This is a genomic window from Acidipila sp. EB88, assembly GCF_003858395.1.
Classification (GTDB): domain Bacteria; phylum Acidobacteriota; class Terriglobia; order Terriglobales; family Acidobacteriaceae; genus EB88.
Genome location: NZ_QWEV01000005.1, coordinates 3,893,422 through 3,911,858 on the forward strand (window position 1 = coordinate 3,893,422; position 18,437 = coordinate 3,911,858).

The window sequence follows — 18,437 nt, forward strand, 5'->3', positions numbered from 1 at the left end:
TTCACGACTTACATTTGCGGCACCCGGTGTACGTCGCTCGCCGGAACTGGTACAAGACATGATCACCAAAGGCTGCGAGCGGCGAAGCAAGCGCTTGATCCATTGCCTCGAGCGCAGACAGCAGACGTGGGTGACTCGAGATCCATGGTTCCGCAGCACTCGGCGGCACCATCACGCCTATGCCCACCTTTCGCTCAAGCTCAAACCAAGGTACAAACGCACGTTCGAGTTGGGCGGCGCGATGGTAGATCACCTCGAAGTTATGCTTGGCGAGCCGCGCTGGAACAACGCCGCGCTTCAGGCGCCGCAAAGCAAGCTTCGGACGCCCTCGCAGCGTTTCCACTACCATCTCTCCCGGGCACAGGGTGCCGAACAGCACGAGCATGGCTACGCTGCCGGGCTTCAACAGTCTCGCCAGGGCAGAAGCAACGGGCTCAAGGTCGATTACGCAGTTGAGCGGCGCAAAGTTGGAAAACGCACCGTCGAACAAGGGCCTTCCGCTTGCGATGTACCCGCGTGCGAACTCCGGAAAATCCTCTGCTGCCACCAACTCCGCAGTGGAGCCAAAGCCCACAAGCTTTTCTGTGGCCAGCGTCACCATCGTCGGGGATGGGTCGGTGAGCAACACGCGGAAGCCGTGCCGTGCCATGAAGGATGCGTCCTCGCCAGTACCTCCGCCTATCTCCAGCAGCCGGCCCCCAGCAGGAAATTGTTGCAGCCATCGCGAGCGCACAGCCCGGCGCTGAGCAGCGACACTTTCCCATGCACCGAAGCGCTCATCAAAGAGCGGAGCGATCGCATCGAATGCCTGCGCTGCGGGACGTAGCTCTGTTCTCACAAGTGGTGTTGCTTCAGGCATTTGCGCCATTGATAGGCCTCCAGTGAATAGCGTGCCCCTTCCAGAAGATGGAAGCGCAGCCTTGAGCAAAGAACGTCTAGCTGCAGCCGGTAGCGGGCAATCCGAATGCCTGTCGGCTCATCCTGGAGCGCCTTCATCACGGGCGGGGGCAGTTTCGAGGGCAACAACGCAGCGCGGCTGGAGCGACCCGCAGGCAAACCTGCTACCTCAAGCTCGTGCTGCAGCAACAGATACAGCTTGGTACCCGGATGCTGGCCTAACGCTGTCTGCCGGCCATAGCGATCCACCCACAGGCGAATCCTTGGAGGCAGGGTGTCTACAGTCCAGGAAGTCAACGCCGGAGGCGCGAAGAGGCCGAGTATGTCGGTAAGCAGATATACGACGGCGCCGATCCCGACAGCGGCCCTGCGATCCTCCGCGGCAGTGGATGCAAGCTCTTCCCAGAAGGCGGCATCGGTTCTGCGTGTCATCACATGGCGATAAAACTCAAGAAGGTGCGCGGTACGCGAGAAGGCACTGCACACATCCTTGAAAGCATGCAGGCCCTGGCCCAGGAACAGGTCCACCGGCGCAAGGACAGGCATGCTGATGCCGTACAACTCCTTGTGCAGCACGCGGCTGAGCCGTCCAGCAGGACCAGCACCATGCCGGTTCCGTTGTTCGAGGTGCAGCTCCACTGCATAGCCCGGAGATGCCCTGTATAGATCCTTGATCGAAAGGGTGGGCCGCTCGTTCGCCTTGAACTCCCAGCTTTTGCCGCTGACGGCGTAGAGCCGGTAACCCCTTTTCTCGAGCAGGCGGCGTGCGTCGGCTACATCCTCCTCAGCAACCAGATAATCGAGATCGAACTGGTGCCGAAGCTCAGGGCGTGGCACAGAGGATGGACAGAATGAGACACCCTTGAGCACGGCGTAGGAGATGCTGGCACTTTGAAACTCTTCTTGGATCGCAACAGATTCCCTGATCATGCTTTGCGTCCGTGCTCCATTCTCTGCCATGCGACGACGCAGTCCCTGCAGAACAGCAGGAGGCAAAGAAGTGCTCCATTCGAGCGCATCCAATCGATCGAGAAGGTAAACCGCCAGCCCGCTGATGTCGAGCCAGGTCAGCAGCTTCCGCCACTCTGAAGAGCGCAGTCGCAGTAGCTCTGCTGCTGCGGCGGGTATGGGGTCGCAGAAGCTCAGGAGGGCTGCTTCCCGGATCTGATGGTCGCTGTCGCGATGCGACCAGGGAGCGCTCGCGACTCCAGGTGTCCGTGTTCCGTTTTTACCTGACGCGCTCCTGGGAGTGCCCACACGGAGTGTGACCGCAGCACGCTTTGCGGTGGGCTCTGTAGCTGACCGAAGAGCGGGACCAGAACCGCTTGCCAATGTGTACCTCCCTGACGGTGTGCCCGGAGTCCAGGTCGCACGCCGCTGCCGGAGACGAGGCCCCAACCTGTTCGACGTTACAAGCAAGACCTGCCACCGCATGTCATGGAGTTGTCAGGAAAGTGTCATACGAACGCAGCCAACGGATGGTCGAGAACAATCCAACACAATCTCTTCACCGGTCCCCTGCCGACCTGAGGTGAAACTGTACTTTGCCAAAGTAAGAGCGCGAGTCGCCTACGAAGCCACCGGCTCCATTCGCAGCCGTGAAGTAGAGCTGGTCCGCCAGGTTGCGCACACCAAAACTCCCGGTCCACCACGGTGCGGTGACATTCACGACCGCATCGGCATTGGTGTACGAGGGGATGGAGTTTGTGTTGAGCAGGTCCGCAAACATGCTGCTGCGATTGGTGAACCCGCCAGCCAGCGTGACGTGAGTACCGGTACCCATCGAAAGCTCGTAGCTCGTCCACAGGTTCACGATGCGATCCGGTACACCCTGTGGCCGACGGCCCGTAGCCGCAGGGTTGGAGGGGTTCTCGCTCAATGACGCGTGCATGCCGGTCGCATTGGCATTGAGCCTCCAGTGATGCGAAAGCGCCAAGTCCACGTTACCTTCACCACCCTGCGTGAGCTGATCGTTGAAGACAGGGATATCGCCTACCAGGGAGAACACGTTGTTGCGCATGACATGGAACGCCGCGGCTGTCACCAGGATGCGGTCATTGATGGCCCCAACCTTCACCCCGGCCTCATACTGCGTTCCGGTTTCGGGAGCCTCAACGCCGTTCTGTGTGGCCTCAGAAGTGAAGTTCACAAGGTTGCTGTGTGCTACGCCAAAGTAGGGCGAGACTCCCGGCAGTATGCGGTAGACGGTGCCGACGTTCCAGCTGAATGGCGTGTCATTGCGGCCATAAACGCCAGGCGGTTCGATGAGCTGCCCATTGCCAAGGCTGCGGCCGGGCACGTTCACCCTGGGTGTGAGCGCGGTCTGCCACCAGTCCTGCCGGCCGCTGATGCGAAGCTTCCAGCGTCTGGTAAGGTCTAGTTGATCTGTTGCGTAAAGACCTTGATAGTTTGCGTTGAGCCCATCCAGGAAGCCCGAGTGCTTCGCATCACGCAGGAAGGTCAGGCCGCTGCGAGAAGACTCAGGAATCACAGGCTTGAAGATGTTCGTGATGGACGACAAGTCTGCAGTCGAGCGGTTCGAAACGACGTTCTGGTGCTGCACTTCCACGCCGGTTAGCAGCGTGTTGCGAACAGAGCCAGTCTTAAAGGTGACGACCGGTTCCATCTCGTAATCGAAGTCGTGGAGCGTGTCATGTTGACTGCGCAGCTGTCGGCCGGTAAAAGCAGTGCCAGCCACTGTGCCGCCATCCCCATTTCGAAGAATCGACAGGTTTCGATACATGTAGGAAACGCGATTGTTCACCGTCACGGAAGGCGCTGCTTGCCACACATCGGACGCAGTGAAGCGGCCAATCGGCTGGTTAGCAAAGCTGAATGGTGTGGAGTATTTCGCATCGCGTCCCACACTGGTGATCGGCGTGTGATTGACGTAGATGAGGCCCGCAGGATCAGGTGTACTCTGCAGATCGCGCCCATCAAAAGCCAGGAGCAGGAGGTTGTGGCCGCTGGTCAGACCGAACACGGGACGGAGCTCGTAGTCCGAAGCAGCAAGGGATCGAAAGCCATCCAGGTGCTGTGCCATGCCATCGATTCGGTAGTTCAGACCGTGTACGGCGGTGTTGCCAGTGATGTACGCCGACCCCGAGAAGAGTCCGAAGGATCCCGTTTGAAACTGCATGCCGGCGAGCAAGTTCGGAGAGGGCGTGTAGTGCACCAGGTTGATCGTGCCTCCCGGCGGCCCGCTGCCGAAAAGCGCGGAGCCGGGCCCTTCGAGGATTTCGATCCGTTCCACTCCGTTGAGAGAGTGTGGAATGCCATTGCGTTCGTCGCCATCCGAAAAGCCGTCGTTGTAGATACGGGCCTCCAGGCCGCGAATTTGGAAGCGGTCACCGAATCCGAAGCCATCGCTCCCGCCCTGTACAACGCCGCTTGCATTGCGCAACGTGTCCTTTAGGGCCAGATCCCCTTGTTGCTCGGAAAGAGTGTGGCCAATAACCGAGATGCTTTGCGGCATGTCCTGGAGCATTGTGCCTGTTTTGCCAACGGATGGCACCTGCTCGAGAGTATCGACGTTGCCCTGAACGGTGACCGTCTGCGACGCAGACTCAAGCTGCAGCTGAACGTCGTGGTTGATAGAACCATTTGCAGCAACGTCGAGCGATGCGCCTTCAACGCGCCAGAAGCCTGCGCTCTCGACACTCAACGTATACATGCCGCCTTCGAGTGGAGAATACACATACGCGCCGTCGGCGGTGCTGACCGTGGAGAATTTTGTGTCATCGTTCCTTAGTGATATTCGTGCGCCGGCGATCGCGTGGCCACACGAATCGACGACGACGCCATGGACCGAAGCCAATTGTGCAGTGGTGGAGAGCGAGGCGGAAAAGATCAGAATGCAGGCAAAGACAAGGGTTTTGGTGTTAAAAGGGGGCATGGTCTTCCTTAAGTCGTAAATTCCAGGCGCGCTAAAACCAGCACGTGCTGATATGCGACCAATTGAGTCTGACTTAACCACGCACTCCGTTTGTCACGATGAAGTCACGGGATTGTCTCTGCTCCCAAGCGTGTGACCATGGCGTGATGCGCAGATTGCAATGCGGCGCACCTTCCGCTGCATCCCTATCCCTCCGCGTAGCACAAATCGCTACTGTCTGGAACAGAAGCTATGTTTGGCTATTTACAGCGATCCGCAGGTAGCCCCATCGTTAGTCGGCTGGAATGAAATAGGGACAAGCCAGAACACAACACTGGGCCGGCCGCTGTGCGGATCGTCTCTGGATCACGCTTGTCACCGCTTGCCGGAGGATGCAGGCGCCATAACAACTGATCGGCTATCTATGCGCTCAGTCGCTGGAGAAGTGACCTTTTCCGCGCCGGCCACCTAGCTGGGAAGGTAGGGTTCTAAGAAGCAGCTGTCTGTAGAAAAAAAGGCCCCCGGAAACCTACCGAGCGCCTGGTGGCTACAGCCCCTCGTTCGGGGGCTGTTCACTTGCAGTTATGTGCATCTAGGTGCATCTGTACGCAAGACAGGCAGTGAACCTAACATCCGCTCTGTGCAACTCTTATCCTGGTTTGTTCCAACGCTGCTTGATGTTCAGACGTGCTTCAAGATCAACTTAAAATCCGCGGGCCGCAGGGTTTGGGGGTAAGTCCCCGCTGGGCATCAGCGTGAAGACGGGCATGACACGTAAATGGCTTACCAGCGCTGATGGAGCTGTCTTCGGACACCCTTAATCTGGAGCGGCAACCTCCGTAAGCTGAACATTCGAAGCTCGGTGCGACTCGTGGAGTTGGTTAACCCTACAGCCATCGACCGAGATTGCCTGCCCGATGACGTACATGGCTTTGTAGCCGAACAGGAGGAGCATCGCATTGGCGATCTCATGCCTGTAACGGGGAAGATTCGGTTGGCCGCTGTCGGCTCTCTTTACTAGCTCGAAGCAAATGGCACACCCATCACCTGCGAGAACCGATAGAGCGCGCCTGCATTAGCTTCCGGTTGCGAGGGTCTTTACCGGTGAGAGTTCGAGAAGGAACGCAAGGCGCTAGCCGTCAGCCTGCGAGACGCTGCCTCGTCGACAATCCCGATCTCGTCATCAGGGCAACCCCAGACGGCGTTGGGCCTTGCACTTCCATGGAGCAATCCGTGAAAGATCTACTCAACGAAGAGCGCCTCGTAAAAGTGCTACAGGATTCGTTGCCGCCGTTTTCTGGCTAAGTTCTCTGCGATCTTAGCCGCCGGAACCAACATGCCACCCTCGCAACTCCCTAGCGCCTCCTGGCGTGTCCCTACAGAGGGAGCATCACACACCTGACAAGATCCCCGGTACACTTCCACCTTATCGAGAAGCTATGAGAATAATCATAGACATATCTTGATTAAGCTAGGTAGGTTGCGCTTATCTGGGAGGCGGGCTCTCATCTCCGACACTTTATCACGGGCTAGTCTTATGCAGATAATCCTACTACTCCTTGTTGCTCTGGTTCTTGGCTACCCATCCCAGGCGCAATCTTCCGAACCGCTCGACATCACAATCACTCCACCGTGTTCTCTCAGTCAACCGGAGCCACATCTACCACTTCATACCCAGGGTAATCAAATAGTGAATGCTGGCGGCATGCCCATTCGGCTGAGCAGTGTCGCCTGGTATGGCGCCGAAACCATAGAATCCGTCGTTGGCGGCCTACAACTCGAACCGCTGGAAGCGATCGCACAACGTATTCGCTGTCTCGGCTTTAATGCAGTCCGGCTCCCTTGGTCGAATCAGCTTTACGAAAACAGCTCCTTTGTCCCTCAGTATGCGATTGCAGCGAATCCAGCATTAGAGGGGCTGACACCTTTAGCTGTGTTTAGCAAGGTTGTCCAGGCTTTGACCGCGCAAGGCTTGCTCGTCATTCTCGACAACCACAATAGCAATGCTGAATGGTGCTGCGGCGATGATGGAAATGACCTCTGGTACAACAGCGACTATCCAGAGAGCTCTTGGATCGCCGATTGGAGGGGAATGGTGACTCGGTTCCTAGACAATCCTAGGGTGATTGCAGTGGACCTGCGCAATGAGCCTCGTATCAGGGCGACTTGGGGCGGTAATCCTACGACAGATTGGCACGCGGCGGCCGAGCGAGGTGCCGCCGCCGTGCTTGCCACCAATCCAAACCTGTTAATCATGGTGGAGGGCATCAATTACTCGCTAGATCTTACCGAAGTCGCTGCACTTCCGATCAAGCTACCTGTCGCAAACAGGCTTGTTTACTCACCGCACGATTACCCGTTTGATCACAGCAACTATGCAAGCGCTTTGGATCTAGCCGCACAGTTCGATATCGCTTGGGGCTACATTGCGGTCCCGGATCAGCCCTATACCGCTCCTATCTGGATTGGCGAATTCGGTAACTGCCATGATACGACAAACTGTATTTCCGACACTGCGCCAAACTCCAGCGGCCTTTGGTTTGCGAGCATCCGGCAATACATTCAGCAGAAAGGAATTAGCTGGGATTGGTGGGCGATCAACGGGACCGAATCGGGCAGCCTCAATCCCGAAAGGCTCGGCGGCAGTGAAGAGACATATGGAGTCCTGAATCCCGCATGGAATGGTCCCGCATTGCCAAACGAGACCGGAGCAGTCAGCAATGTAGCAAGCGCGCTTGCGTCGATTGCGAACCCATTGCCTGCGAGAGGTGCTGTTTCCCCAGCGCCCCTCGTAGCACTTGCATCTCCCACTCCCGGTGAAACAGTCGCGTCTGGCACTTCACTGACCATACTGCCAAACGTCAATGTGGTTGCCGGCGGTAGCGACGAAGTAGCTTTGGTTGGACTCTTTGTCGATGACCAACCCGTTGCAATCTCGATCGAGGCACCATACTCTCTGACTTGGCGCGACATTCCGGCAGGCGCACACTTGCTGATTGTGGCTGCGCTCACATGGCAAGGTCATATCGGCCTCTCCCAGGCCATTCCGGTGCAAGGAACTAACTATGAAACACCCCATCCACCCTTCACCAACAGCATCGGGATCAACTTCATAGGAACAGATGACGAGTTTATGGCTCGTACGGAGATAGCGGGGTTCGTTCCTCAAGCTTACTGGAATCAGGCGATCGCGGGGATTCTCCCCGACCTTATTGATCGAAATGGTTCGAACACTCCAGCCGTCGCCACTTGGAGGTCGCCGTATCATTACTCTATAAACATCCCTAACATACCTGGTAACAATCGTATGATGAGGGGCTACCTAGACAGTAGCAACACCCTCCCAAACTCAGTTTCAGTGAGCGGGTTACCTGCCAGTTTCGCGATTTACGATGTGGTTGTTTACTTCGACGGAGCTAATGCAGGGTCGGACAGTAAGCCAGGCCCCAGTCGCTCCTCCTTGTATCGGCTGACAAGCATGGGAACGGATGGTGTCATCCACGGGTGTCAGGAGCAAAAGCAGGAAGGTAGCACCATTCGCGGGACAGATGCAGGGGTAGACTTCTCAGGAACGTTCACTCGGGCATCTGGAGGATCGACAGGCAATTACGTGCTTTTTACTGATTGCACCGGCTCTAACTTTCACTTGACTTCAATCCATGGCCAATCGACCGACGACCAGGTTCGCGCCCCAGTGAATGGAATCCAAATCCTGGCACATCATTAACTTGCGTTACGGCGTTTATTACGTGGTTGGATCCAAGACCGTCATGACGACCGTGCGGGAGAGATCGTCGGAACGCGCGCTCCGCAACAGGTCAATTTCTTTTAACAGCTATCCAACAGCTCAGTACAATGACGTCGATGTGATGATCTGCGACGAGGCTCACCGGATACGCGCGATCAGCAACAAGCGGTTTACCAAAGCAGACAATGCAGCGACCTTCCCCAGATCGGTGAGGTCTTAGACGCCGCAAAAGCTACCGTATTCCTCATCGATGACAACCAGGTAGTACGTCCTGGGGAGGTAGGCACAATCCGGAAGATACAGGATGTATGCGGCCAAGAGCGACTGCATTCTCCATGAGTGTGTACTGGAAGTGTTGGTCTTGACCTCGTCTGACCGATCATGGCAGGGACAAGGTAGAGAACTATTGTAAGAAGAGGCTCCGTGACGTCGAGATCGCCTACACCGCCAGGAACTCGACTGAGGCGAAACTGCTCAACAAGTACGTCTGCTTCGCAGACGATGCGAGGTCCTTGCAAGACGATTTCAAGAATTGAAGATAGAGCCCCTGGTTGTCATACAACGCTGCACTACAGCCTAGATTTTGCAAGACATTCAGGGTGCACACGGGCGCGCAGGACGACACCACACGCGCTGTACGCGCTCCGTGCTCTTTAAAGAAGCTCATTTTGTGGAGTTTAGCGCGACGGTCGTGGATTTAAACACACGTATGGCGGAGAGACAGGGATTCGAACCCTGGGTACCGTTTCCAGTACGCCGCCTTTCCAAGGCGGTACATTCAACCACTCTGCCATCTCTCCGGCCTTCAAAAAATCTATCACACCTCGAGAGATCGGCGCTTGGGCTCCCTATCCGGTTCATTCTGCATCACTAACAGGCAGATGGCGGACAGCTGAATTCACCTGTGGTCCATGCAGGGGGTGCATGCTACCCGCATGCTTTGCAGTGGTCATAGAGTGCCCGTGGAGAGAGATACATGTCCCAATTAAACCCGGAATTGCTCCAGAAAATGCACGCCTACTGGCGCGCGGCGAACTACCTTACGGTCGGCCAGATCTACCTGCAGGACAACCCTCTGCTTGACCGGCCACTGATCCCGGCTGACATCAAGCCGCGCCTTCTCGGGCACTGGGGCACCACCACCGGGCTGAATTTCATTTACACCCACCTCAATCGCGTTATCTGCGAGCACTCAGTCGACATGCTGTTCATCATGGGTCCGGGGCACGGAGGACCGGGCTTCGTGGCGCAGACGTACCTGGAAGGCACCTACACCGAGGTCTACCCCAACATCGAGCGCAGCAAGGACGGCATGCGAAGGCTGTTCCGCCAGTTCTCCTGGCCCTACGGGATCCCCTCGCATGCGGCGCCGGAGACCCCGGGGTCCATTCACGAGGGAGGCGAGCTCGGCTATTCCCTGCTGCACGCCTACGGCGCGGCGTTCGATAATCCGGAGCTCGTGGTCGCCTGCGTCGTCGGCGATGGTGAGGCGGAGACCGGTCCGGCTGCCACAAGCTGGCACTCCAACAAGTTCCTGAACGCCAAGACAGATGGCGCGGTGCTGCCGATCCTGCACCTGAACGGTTTCAAGATCGCCAACCCCACTGTGCTGGCTCGCATTCCGCAGGAGGAGCTGCTGTCGCTGTTTGTCGGGTATGGCTACGACCCGGTTGTGGTTGCAGGCGACGACCCGATGGAGATGCACCAGAAGATGGCAGACGCGCTGGATCACGCCTACGGGCAGATCCGCGCGATCCAGAAAGCAGCGCGCGATGAGGGCTCCGCGCAACAGGCGCGTCCCCGCTGGCCGATGATCATCCTCAAAACACCGAAGGGCTGGACCGGGCCGAAAGTGGTCGACGGCAAGCAGATTGAAGGCACGTGGCGCGCGCACCAGGTGCCGCTCGAGGGGGTGCGTACCAACCCCGAGCACCTGAAGCTGCTGGAAGAGTGGATGAAGTCGTACAAGCCTGAAGAGCTGTTCGATGAACACGGGCAGTTCCAGAAGCACTACGCTGATCTTGCCCCCAAGGGCAACCTGCGCATGGGCATGAGCCGCCACGCCAATGGCGGACTGCTGCTTGAACCGCTGGAGATGCCGTCATTCCAGGAGTACGGGGTTGCGATCACAGAGCCCGGCAAAACGCAGGCTGAGGCGACGCGGGTGCTGGGCACCTACCTGCGCGACGTGATGAAGGCCAACCTGAAGAACAGCAACTTCCGCGTGTTCGGCCCGGATGAAACCGCTTCGAACCGGCTCGAAAACATCTACGAAGTTTCCCCGAAGCGCTGGGACGCCGAGTACCAGGGTGTGGACGAGAACCTGGCTGTAGACGGCCGCGTCATGGAAGTGCTGAGCGAGCACATGTGCGAGGGCTGGCTGGAAGGCTACCTGCTCACCGGCCGGCATGGCTTCTTCTCTTGCTATGAAGCGTTCATCCACATCATCGATTCCATGTTTAACCAGCACGCCAAGTGGCTCAAGGTGTCGCGCGAACTGCCCTGGCGCAAACCGATCGCCTCGTTGAATTACCTGCTCTCATCGCACGTGTGGCGGCAGGACCACAACGGTTTCTCGCATCAGGATCCCGGCTTCATCGACCATGTCGCCAACAAGAAAGCGGAAGTCGTCCGCATCTACCTGGCACCTGACGCGAACTGCCTGCTCTCGGTCGCCAACCACTGCCTGCGCTCCCGCAACTACGTGAACCTGATCATTGCCGGCAAGCAGCCGGCACCGGTCTGGCTCTCGATGGAGGATGCGGTGCGCCACTGCACGGCAGGCCTGGGTGTGTGGGCGTGGGCTTCCAACGATGGCAGCACCGGACCGGACGGCGCGGGCACGCCGGGCGCGGAGTGCGACCTGGTGATGGCCTGCGCCGGCGACGTGCCGACACTGGAAACCCTGGCAGCGGTATCGATTCTCCATGACCGCTATCCCAAACTGCGCGTGCGTGTCGTCAACGTGGTCGACCTGTTCACGCTGCAGCACCCGAGCGAGCACCCGCACGGTATTCCTGATGAGGACTTCGACCGGCTGTTCACGAAAGACAAGCCAGTCATCTTCAACCATCACGGCTATCCTGCGCTGATCCACTCGCTTGTGAATGGCCGCGCCAATGAGCGGAACTTTCACGTGCATGGCTTCCGCGAGGAGGGCACCACGACCAGCCCGTTCGACATGTGCGTGCTGAACCACATCGACCGATTCACGCTGGTGCTGGATGCGGTGCGCCGCACGCCATCGCTGTCTGAGCACTTCGCCGATGCGGAGCAGATCCACTCGGAAAAGATGCAGCAGCACAAACTCTACGTCTCGGAGTACGGCGAAGACATGCCAGAAGTGCGCGACTGGTCCTGGGGCGACCGGCCGGTAAGCGGTGGCAGCCAGGGATCCGCAAGCGAGGAGCAGACCGGGGGCGACAACGCATGAGTGCGGCTCCGGCAGAACACCGGGAACAGGTGAGTCCATCGGCGCAGAGAATCCTGGTGCTGAACTCCGGCTCGTCTTCCTTGAAAGCAGGGCTGTTTGTCCCCGAAGCGGGGGTTAACTTCGCGGGAGAGCGGGCCCTGTTCACCGCCGAAGCCAGCGGAATCGGCTCCGGCAAGGGTTCGCTTGCGCTGCACGATGGGGAGGGGAAGGAGATTGCCTCCAATGCAGCTGCCCTTGGCTCGCAGGCCGAGGCACTTGAGGCGGTGCGCCAGGCATTGCAGGCGCAACAGCCGGGCGCGCACCCGGCTGCGGTCTGCCATCGCATCGTGCACGGTGGACCAAGACTTCGAAATCACACCCGCGTTACGCCGGATGTGCTCTCAACGCTGCGGGCCTCGATCCACTTCGCGCCGCTGCACCTGCCCGCATCCATCGAACTGCTGGAGCAGGCAGGCACGCTGTTTCCTGATGTGCCGCAGATTGCCTGCTTCGATACCGCCTTTCACCAGACCATGCCGGCGGTGGCCAAGCAGCTTCCGATCCCATCGCGCTTTTCGGCCGAGGGCGTGGAGCGCTATGGCTTCCACGGGCTTTCGTACGAATCCCTGGTGCGGCAACTGCAGACGGAAAGCGACCCGCTGCCGGAGCGGATCGTCTTCGCCCACCTGGGCGGCGGGTCCAGCCTGTGCGGCGTGCTCCGGGGGCGCTCCGTGGACACCACTATGGGCCTGACGCCTGCAGGCGGTGTGCCGATGGCAACACGTACCGGCGACCTGGACCCAGGGGTTCTGCTGTTCCTGGCCCGGCGCGCAGGGCTGTCCCTGGATGATCTCGAGACGATGGTGAACCACGAGGCCGGGCTTGCCGGGATCGCGGGCGGCTCGGGCGATATGCAGCAGCTCGAAAAGCAGAGTCATGCTCCCGACGGAACCCCTCAAAGCCGCGCGGAAGCCGCACTGGCGTTCGACCTGTTTGCCATCGCAGTAGCAAAAGCCATCGCTGGCCTGGTGGTATCGCTGCATGGACTGGATCTGCTGGTGTTCGCGGGCGGTATCGGCGAACACAGCGCCCCTCTACGGGCTGCTGTTCTGGAGAAGCTGGCACCCTTCGGGATCCGGATCGACGCAGAAGCAAATGTGCGTCACGGCGCAGGCAGCAGTGAGGACTGCATCAGCACGGCGAACAGCAAAGTTCCGGTGCGCATCGTGCGTGCTGAGGAGGACCTGGTGATTGCCGCGCACGGTCGTACTCTCCTTCATGGTTAAAGCGCGCGTTCACAGGTATTCTTTCGCTATGGATGCACCCGGTACCGCCGGCTGGACCCTTACCAAACTGCTACCCATTTCCTGTCTGCAGGGCGCTTGGTGCCCTGCACCTCCCTATAAAGGCTGAAGCGTGCACACATCTCCTATCCGTCTGCTCCATGTCATCCATGATCTTTCACCGGCGGCGGGCGGACCGCAGGAGAACCTGCTCCAGCTCTCCAAGGGGTATCGCGAGGTAGGCGTTGAGCTGGAGGTGCTGTCTCTGGATACGGCGGGTTCGCCTTATCTGGGCCGGTACCCATTCCCGGTGCACGCAGTCGGCGCGGTCAAGTCCACCTTTGGGTACAGTGCCGCGGCGCGCCGCTGGCTGCAGCAAAATGCAAAAAATTACGATGCTGTGATCATCGACGGCTTGTGGCAGTATCCCGGCATTGCTGCGCGCAAAGCGGCCCGCTCGGCCGGCGTGCCGTACCTGGTATTTCCGCACGGCATGCTGGACCCATGGTTCCGCAAGCGGTACCCGTTGAAACACCTCAAGAAGCTGATTTTTTGGCGGCTGTTCCAGTACCCCGTGCTTCGTGATGCCGCCTGCGTGATCTTCACGACCGAAGCCGAGCGCGAGCTGGCCCCGCAATCGTTCTCGCCGCATACGTGGAAAAGTGCGGTGGTCTCCCTTGGTACGAGTCGGCCGGAGGGTGAGCCTGGTGCGCAGCGTGAGGCGTTTCTTACAGCCTCTCCCGCGCTGCGCGGGCGACGCTTTCTGCTGTTCCTAAGCCGCATCCACGAAAAAAAGGGCTGCGACCTGCTGGTAAAAGCCTTCTGCAGCATTGCAGCGCAGCATCCGGGTCTCGATCTCGTGGTTGCTGGGCCGGACCCGGACGGGCTCCGCCCGGGACTTGAGGCCGTGGCAAAGGAGCGCGGGTTTGCCGACCGCATCCACTGGCCGGGCATGTTGCAGGGTGATCTCAAGTGGGGCGCGTTTCACGCGGCCGAGGTCTTCATCCTGCCGTCGCACCAGGAGAATTTCGGCATCGCCATCGCGGAGGCGATCGCCTGCCGTCTGCCCGTGCTGATCTCAAACAAGATCAACATCTGGGACTACGTGACAGAGGATGGCACGGGGTTTGTGGAGGAAGACACCGAGGCTGGCACCGTACGGCTGATGGAGCGCTGGCTCGTTTTGAGCGCTGGTGAGCGCGCGGCGATTATCGAGCGAACGGATGCTTCGTTTGAAAAGCGCTTTTCGATGCGCAACTGCGCTCTGGGTGTGCGAAGCCTCGTGGAAGCGGCCATGGTAGGAGCGCGTCCCAGCCCGCGCTGAGAGTATGCTCCGGGCTTGTGCTCTGGAGCGTGCGACCCGGTAAAGTGAGACAGGTAGGTCGCGGCCTGTTTGCATCTGGCTCCGTCGTGCCGCAGCGGCCGAGTTTGCGGCTCGTAGCAGCTGCGGCAGCGACGCTGCTGCCTGGGACTGCCTGCTGCTTCGCAGGCAGTGGCACACATTGCTGGCTGTAGACTTCGCCGTCTTACTTGGTAGCGATCGTCCAAACTTCATAGCCGACGGCGGCGGCGATACACAGGCCGAGGTTGAACAGAAGCGCCACGCGCAAACCGAGGAAGATACCAGGAACAGCCATCATTTCCGGCACATCCTCCGCCTCGTGGATCGCTTCAGCCTTGCTCGGCGTGCCGAGCAGTTCCTGCATGCTTTTCTGCCGTACCTGGGTGCGCTTCAGCGGGGCTGGCTGCTGAAGAAAGTGCTGAGGCTCCGCGAGAGGTTGCGTTTGGGGTGCATGCGGCATCAGGGTGTTTGGCATCGGTGTTGTTCCTTTCCGTCAACCCTTGTATCGGCTTGAGCCTGCAAACACACGAGAGCTTTCTTTGCAAAAAAGCGGGCCGCCCCACTTCGGACCGGGCTTTGCGATGGATTCCTGTACTGGCACCAGGGCGCCTTGGTGTCGCACCCCATGCTGCGGACTTCTTCCCGACGGGACGTGTGCACCACCCAGTGTGCGCGTCCGGATGGAGGCTGCTCTTGCCCAACGAGCGGGACGCCGCTCATTCATGGGAGAGAAGTGGTTGCCAGCCTCACCTTGACGCGCTGGGACCACCCTTCTAGATTGAAGGAAAGGCTGCACAAAAGGTGACCCTCTGTGTCTTCTGCTCCTCACTACTTCTGGAACTATCTTCCGCTGCTGATTCAGGTGCTGATCGCGGTCGGCATGGGCTGCAGCATGGCGACAGGCTCCTGGCTGATTGGGAAACATCGCGCCAGCAAGGCTAAACTGGCTGCCTATGAGTGCGGCATTCCGGCCGAGGGCGACGCACGCGGCCGCTTCTCGGTGCGCTTCTACATGGTCGCCATGCTGTTCATCCTGTTCGATGTGGAAGCAGTCTTCATGCTTCCCTGGGCGGTGATCTATCGCCAGCTGCCAGCGATTACGGGCTCGCGCATGTTTGGTTTCTGGGAGATCCTGGTGTACCTCGGCTTCGTGATGGTGGGCTTCTTTTACATCTGGAAAAAGGGCATTCTCGATTGGTCCTCAGACAAGGCGGACCTGTAGACCGTGACGATCCCTGTGCTCGACAAAGACTCCGTTCTCTCCTCCATGAGCAGCCATCCTGCCGTGCGCTCCATGACACCTGAAATGCTGGCCAGCCCTGCCTTTGACGCCACGTACGACCGTGGCGAGCTGACCCTGACGGTAGCGCCTGAACACATCCGCGCCGCCGCAGCCGCCGTCCAGCAGGCCGGCTACAACTTCCTCGAAGATGTCACCGCCGTGGACTGGCTGCCGGCCGAACCGCGTTACCAGGTTAGCTACCACATCGTTTCGCACACGTTGAAAGAACGCGTACGCCTCCGCATCTTCGTCGACTCGATCATCGGCGGCGCGGACTCGATTACGCCGGTCTGGCCCTCGGCCGACTTCTACGAGCGCGAAGTGTTCGACCTGTTCGGGATCCGGTTCCACGGACACCCCAACCTTCGTCGCATCATGATGCCGGACGAGTTTGAAGGCCACCCGCTACGCAAGGACTTCCCCGTGGAGGGATATCGCTGATGAGTCAGTTCACAGAAACATCCTCGCTGCTCGCAGCCCGTCCGGAAGATCCGACCAAAGATAGGACCATGATCCTGAACATGGGCCCGCAGCATCCGTCCACGCACGGGGTGCTCCGGCTCGTGGTCGAGATTGATGGCGAGACCGTGATCAAGATCGTCCCCGATATCGGCTACCTACACACAGGGATTGAGAAGACCTGCGAGGCGAAGTTCTACCAGCAGGTTGTCCCGCTGACCGATCGCATCGACTACCTGTCCCCCATGAGCAACAATCTCTGCTACTGCCTGGCCGTGGAGAAGTTGCTGCAGCTTGAAATTCCGCCACGCGCTCAGTGGCTGCGCGTCATGCTGAACGAGCTGACCCGGTTGAACTCGCATCTAGTGTGGTTGGGTACGCATGCGATGGATATCGGCGCACTGACGGTTTTTCTTTATACCTTCCGTGAGCGCGAAGACATTCTCCGCATTTTTGAGCATGTAGCCGGCCAGCGCATGATGACCTCCTACTTTCGGATTGGGGGCATTTCGCTCGAGCCACCGCTTGATTTCTTTGCCATCGTGCAGAACTTCATCAAGCGCATGCCTTCCAAGATCGACGAGTACCAGAACCTGCTGACTGGTAACCCTATCTGGGTCGACCGGCTCAAGGGTGTCGGCCACCTCAGCGCCGCCGATGCCATCGCTCTGGGGGTCACCGGGCCCCCGCTACGCGCCTCGGGCGTGGACTGGGATCTCCGGCGCGACATGCCCTACTCCTCGTACGAGAAGTTCGACTTCAAGGTCCCGATCTCGCATGACTGCGATGTGTGGGCCCGCTACGTGATTCGACTTGAGGAGATGCGCGAGTCGGTCAAGATCATCCAGCAGGCGCTGGACGGCATGCCGGAAGGCCCCGTAACCGCCGACGCCCCCAAGATCGTGCTGCCCGACCGCGAAAAGATGAAGACCGAGATGGAGTCCTTGATCTATCACTTCAAGATCGTGACCGAGGGCTTCCCTGTCCCGGCCGGCGAGGTGTACCAGGCGATCGAGTCACCGCGTGGCGAGATGGCGTACTACGTCGTCTCCGACGGCACGGCAAAGCCCTACCGGGTGCACATGCGCAACCCGTCCTTCGCCACGCTGCAGGCACTCGACACCATGTGTCGCGGGCGTCTGCTTGCGGACGTGGTTGCCGTGATCGGCTCCATCGACATCGTGCTGGGCGAAATTGATCGTTAACCCGACCGAGCGGGCGACACGCGAAGAGCTCTGGCTTTCGTTTCGCTCGCTGCTGCAGGCGTACCTGGCTGCGGCAGGCGAGGGTTCAGATGTACCCCTCGCGCTGCTTCATGAACGCTCCCCGCTTGCATTGCAGATTGTGGCGGCAGAGCACACGGTGAATCTGGCGCTGGATCCGGAGACCGGCCAGGGAACCTGGTCGGTGTACCCGGCCGTTGCAGACACAAACGAGCGCACGGCTTTTGATCCGGACGCCCTGGCTATACCGCTCGATGAAGGCAGCTTCCGGATGCACCTGGATGCACGTTTCGAGTGGAGCGGCAAAACAGGGCTGCTTGAGATGGACCAGGTTGCGGAAGCCCTGGCAATGATGGCTGTAAGCTAGGCAACAAGTGGAAGAGGAATCCCAACGATGAGCACACCCACCACCATCTTCTCCGCGGAACTGGCCGCACGCCTGGATCGCCTCGTGACGTTGTATCCCGTAAAGCGGTCAGCCCTGATCCCGATGCTGCTGTATGCGCAGGATGAGATTGGCTACTGCTCCGACGCTGTTGTGGCAGAAGCCGCCGTGCGGGTTGGCATTACCGAGCTTGATGTACGCAATGTGCTGTCGTACTACTCCATGCTGCGACAGAAGCCCCTCGGCAAGTTCCACATCCAGGTGTGCACCAACATTTCCTGCATGCTGCGGGGCGGCTACGAGATCCTCGAGCACTGCCAGCACAAACTGGGGGTGCACGAGAACAAGGGCGTCACGCCCGATGGATTGTTTTCCGTTGAAGAAGTGGAGTGCATCGGAGCCTGCTGCTGGGCTCCTGCCGTGCAGGTCAACTACGACTACGTAGAAGACGTGACCCCTGCCTCCATGGATGCAGCGATCGACAAGTACCGGCAGCTCGCACGCCCCCAATGAGCGCTCGAGATAGCAGCGC

General features: G+C 59.3%; 15 protein-coding genes and 1 tRNA gene. 11 read left to right on the top strand and 5 right to left on the bottom strand.

Annotation, left to right across the window (positions count from 1 at the left end):
- Position 1: 1 nt before the first annotated feature.
- From D1Y84_RS16330 to D1Y84_RS16340, 3 genes are all read right to left on the bottom strand, one after another.
- The gene (locus tag D1Y84_RS16330) at positions 2-868 is read right to left on the bottom strand and encodes a class I SAM-dependent methyltransferase (protein ID WP_124849634.1); all 867 of its coding nucleotides are present in this window, start codon (positions 866-868) and stop codon (positions 2-4) included.
- Positions 835-2,154 (bottom strand): nucleotidyltransferase family protein, encoded by a 1,320-nt coding sequence (locus D1Y84_RS16335; protein WP_370245786.1) that lies wholly within the window; start codon positions 2,152-2,154, stop codon positions 835-837. Before D1Y84_RS16335 ends, D1Y84_RS16330 begins: the two co-directional genes overlap by 34 nt.
- Before the next feature lie 250 nt (positions 2,155-2,404).
- Positions 2,405-4,792 carry a TonB-dependent receptor gene (locus D1Y84_RS16340; protein WP_124849636.1) on the bottom strand — a complete coding sequence of 796 codons (2,388 nt, stop codon included), beginning with the start codon at positions 4,790-4,792 and terminating at the stop codon, positions 2,405-2,407.
- Between the two features lie 1,684 nt (positions 4,793-6,476).
- On the opposite strand from D1Y84_RS16340, the gene D1Y84_RS16345 reads away from it, so the two are divergent.
- The 3 genes from D1Y84_RS16345 to D1Y84_RS19025 are packed head-to-tail and all read left to right on the top strand — an operon-like array spanning position 6,477 to position 8,858.
- Positions 6,477-8,498 carry a cellulase family glycosylhydrolase gene (locus D1Y84_RS16345; protein WP_158615529.1) on the top strand — a complete coding sequence of 674 codons (2,022 nt, stop codon included), beginning with the start codon at positions 6,477-6,479 and terminating at the stop codon, positions 8,496-8,498.
- Complete coding sequence (locus tag D1Y84_RS19020) at positions 8,470-8,739, top strand: DNA/RNA helicase domain-containing protein (protein ID WP_370245787.1); 270 nt, start codon at positions 8,470-8,472, stop codon at positions 8,737-8,739. The genes D1Y84_RS16345 and D1Y84_RS19020 overlap by 29 nt, the downstream gene beginning before the upstream one ends.
- A complete protein-coding gene (locus D1Y84_RS19025; protein WP_124850218.1) occupies positions 8,646-8,858 on the top strand; it encodes a DNA/RNA helicase domain-containing protein in 213 nt (70 codons plus the stop codon). The genes D1Y84_RS19020 and D1Y84_RS19025 overlap by 94 nt, the downstream gene beginning before the upstream one ends.
- A gap of 371 nt (positions 8,859-9,229) precedes the next feature.
- Here the strand turns inward: D1Y84_RS19025 and D1Y84_RS16355 are convergent.
- Positions 9,230-9,319, bottom strand: a tRNA-Ser gene (locus D1Y84_RS16355).
- A 176-nt stretch (positions 9,320-9,495) separates the two neighbouring features.
- Here D1Y84_RS16355 and D1Y84_RS16360 point away from each other — a divergent pair.
- The 3 genes from D1Y84_RS16360 (at position 9,496) to D1Y84_RS16370 (ending at position 14,538) form a co-directional block, all read left to right on the top strand.
- Entirely contained in the window at positions 9,496-11,952 is a 2,457-nt protein-coding gene (locus D1Y84_RS16360; protein WP_124849638.1) for a phosphoketolase, read from the top strand.
- Entirely contained in the window at positions 11,949-13,217 is a 1,269-nt protein-coding gene (locus D1Y84_RS16365) for an acetate/propionate family kinase (RefSeq protein WP_124849639.1), read from the top strand. Before D1Y84_RS16360 ends, D1Y84_RS16365 begins: the two co-directional genes overlap by 4 nt.
- A 130-nt stretch (positions 13,218-13,347) precedes the next feature.
- A complete protein-coding gene (locus D1Y84_RS16370) occupies positions 13,348-14,538 on the top strand; it encodes a glycosyltransferase (protein ID WP_124849640.1) in 1,191 nt (396 codons plus the stop codon).
- 202 nt (positions 14,539-14,740) lie between these two features.
- On the opposite strand, the gene D1Y84_RS16375 is transcribed toward D1Y84_RS16370, so the two are convergent.
- Positions 14,741-14,920: a hypothetical protein gene (locus D1Y84_RS16375; protein WP_124849641.1), complete on the bottom strand. Its 180-nt coding sequence runs from the start codon at positions 14,918-14,920 to the stop codon at positions 14,741-14,743.
- A 447-nt stretch (positions 14,921-15,367) separates the two neighbouring features.
- Here D1Y84_RS16375 and D1Y84_RS16380 point away from each other — a divergent pair, with 447 nt between their 5' ends.
- From D1Y84_RS16380 to nuoE, 5 genes are read left to right on the top strand one after another with little or no spacing between them, the layout of a single operon-like run.
- Positions 15,368-15,778, top strand: coding sequence for an NADH-quinone oxidoreductase subunit A (locus D1Y84_RS16380; RefSeq protein ID WP_124849642.1), 411 nt, complete (start codon positions 15,368-15,370; stop codon positions 15,776-15,778).
- A 3-nt stretch (positions 15,779-15,781) separates the two neighbouring features.
- Positions 15,782-16,279, top strand: coding sequence for an NADH-quinone oxidoreductase subunit C (locus D1Y84_RS16385; protein WP_233581491.1), 498 nt, complete (start codon positions 15,782-15,784; stop codon positions 16,277-16,279).
- On the top strand, positions 16,279-17,502 hold the full coding sequence (gene nuoD / locus D1Y84_RS16390; protein ID WP_124849643.1) for an NADH dehydrogenase (quinone) subunit D: 1,224 nt from the start codon (positions 16,279-16,281) through the stop codon (positions 17,500-17,502). The genes D1Y84_RS16385 and nuoD overlap by 1 nt, the downstream gene beginning before the upstream one ends.
- Entirely contained in the window at positions 17,492-17,887 is a 396-nt protein-coding gene (locus tag D1Y84_RS16395) for a hypothetical protein (protein WP_124849644.1), read from the top strand. Before nuoD ends, D1Y84_RS16395 begins: the two co-directional genes overlap by 11 nt.
- Positions 17,888-17,914: 27 nt before the next feature.
- Positions 17,915-18,418 carry an NAD(P)H-dependent oxidoreductase subunit E gene (nuoE, locus tag D1Y84_RS16400; RefSeq protein WP_124849645.1) on the top strand — a complete coding sequence of 168 codons (504 nt, stop codon included), beginning with the start codon at positions 17,915-17,917 and terminating at the stop codon, positions 18,416-18,418.
- Positions 18,419-18,437: the final 19 nt, after the last annotated feature.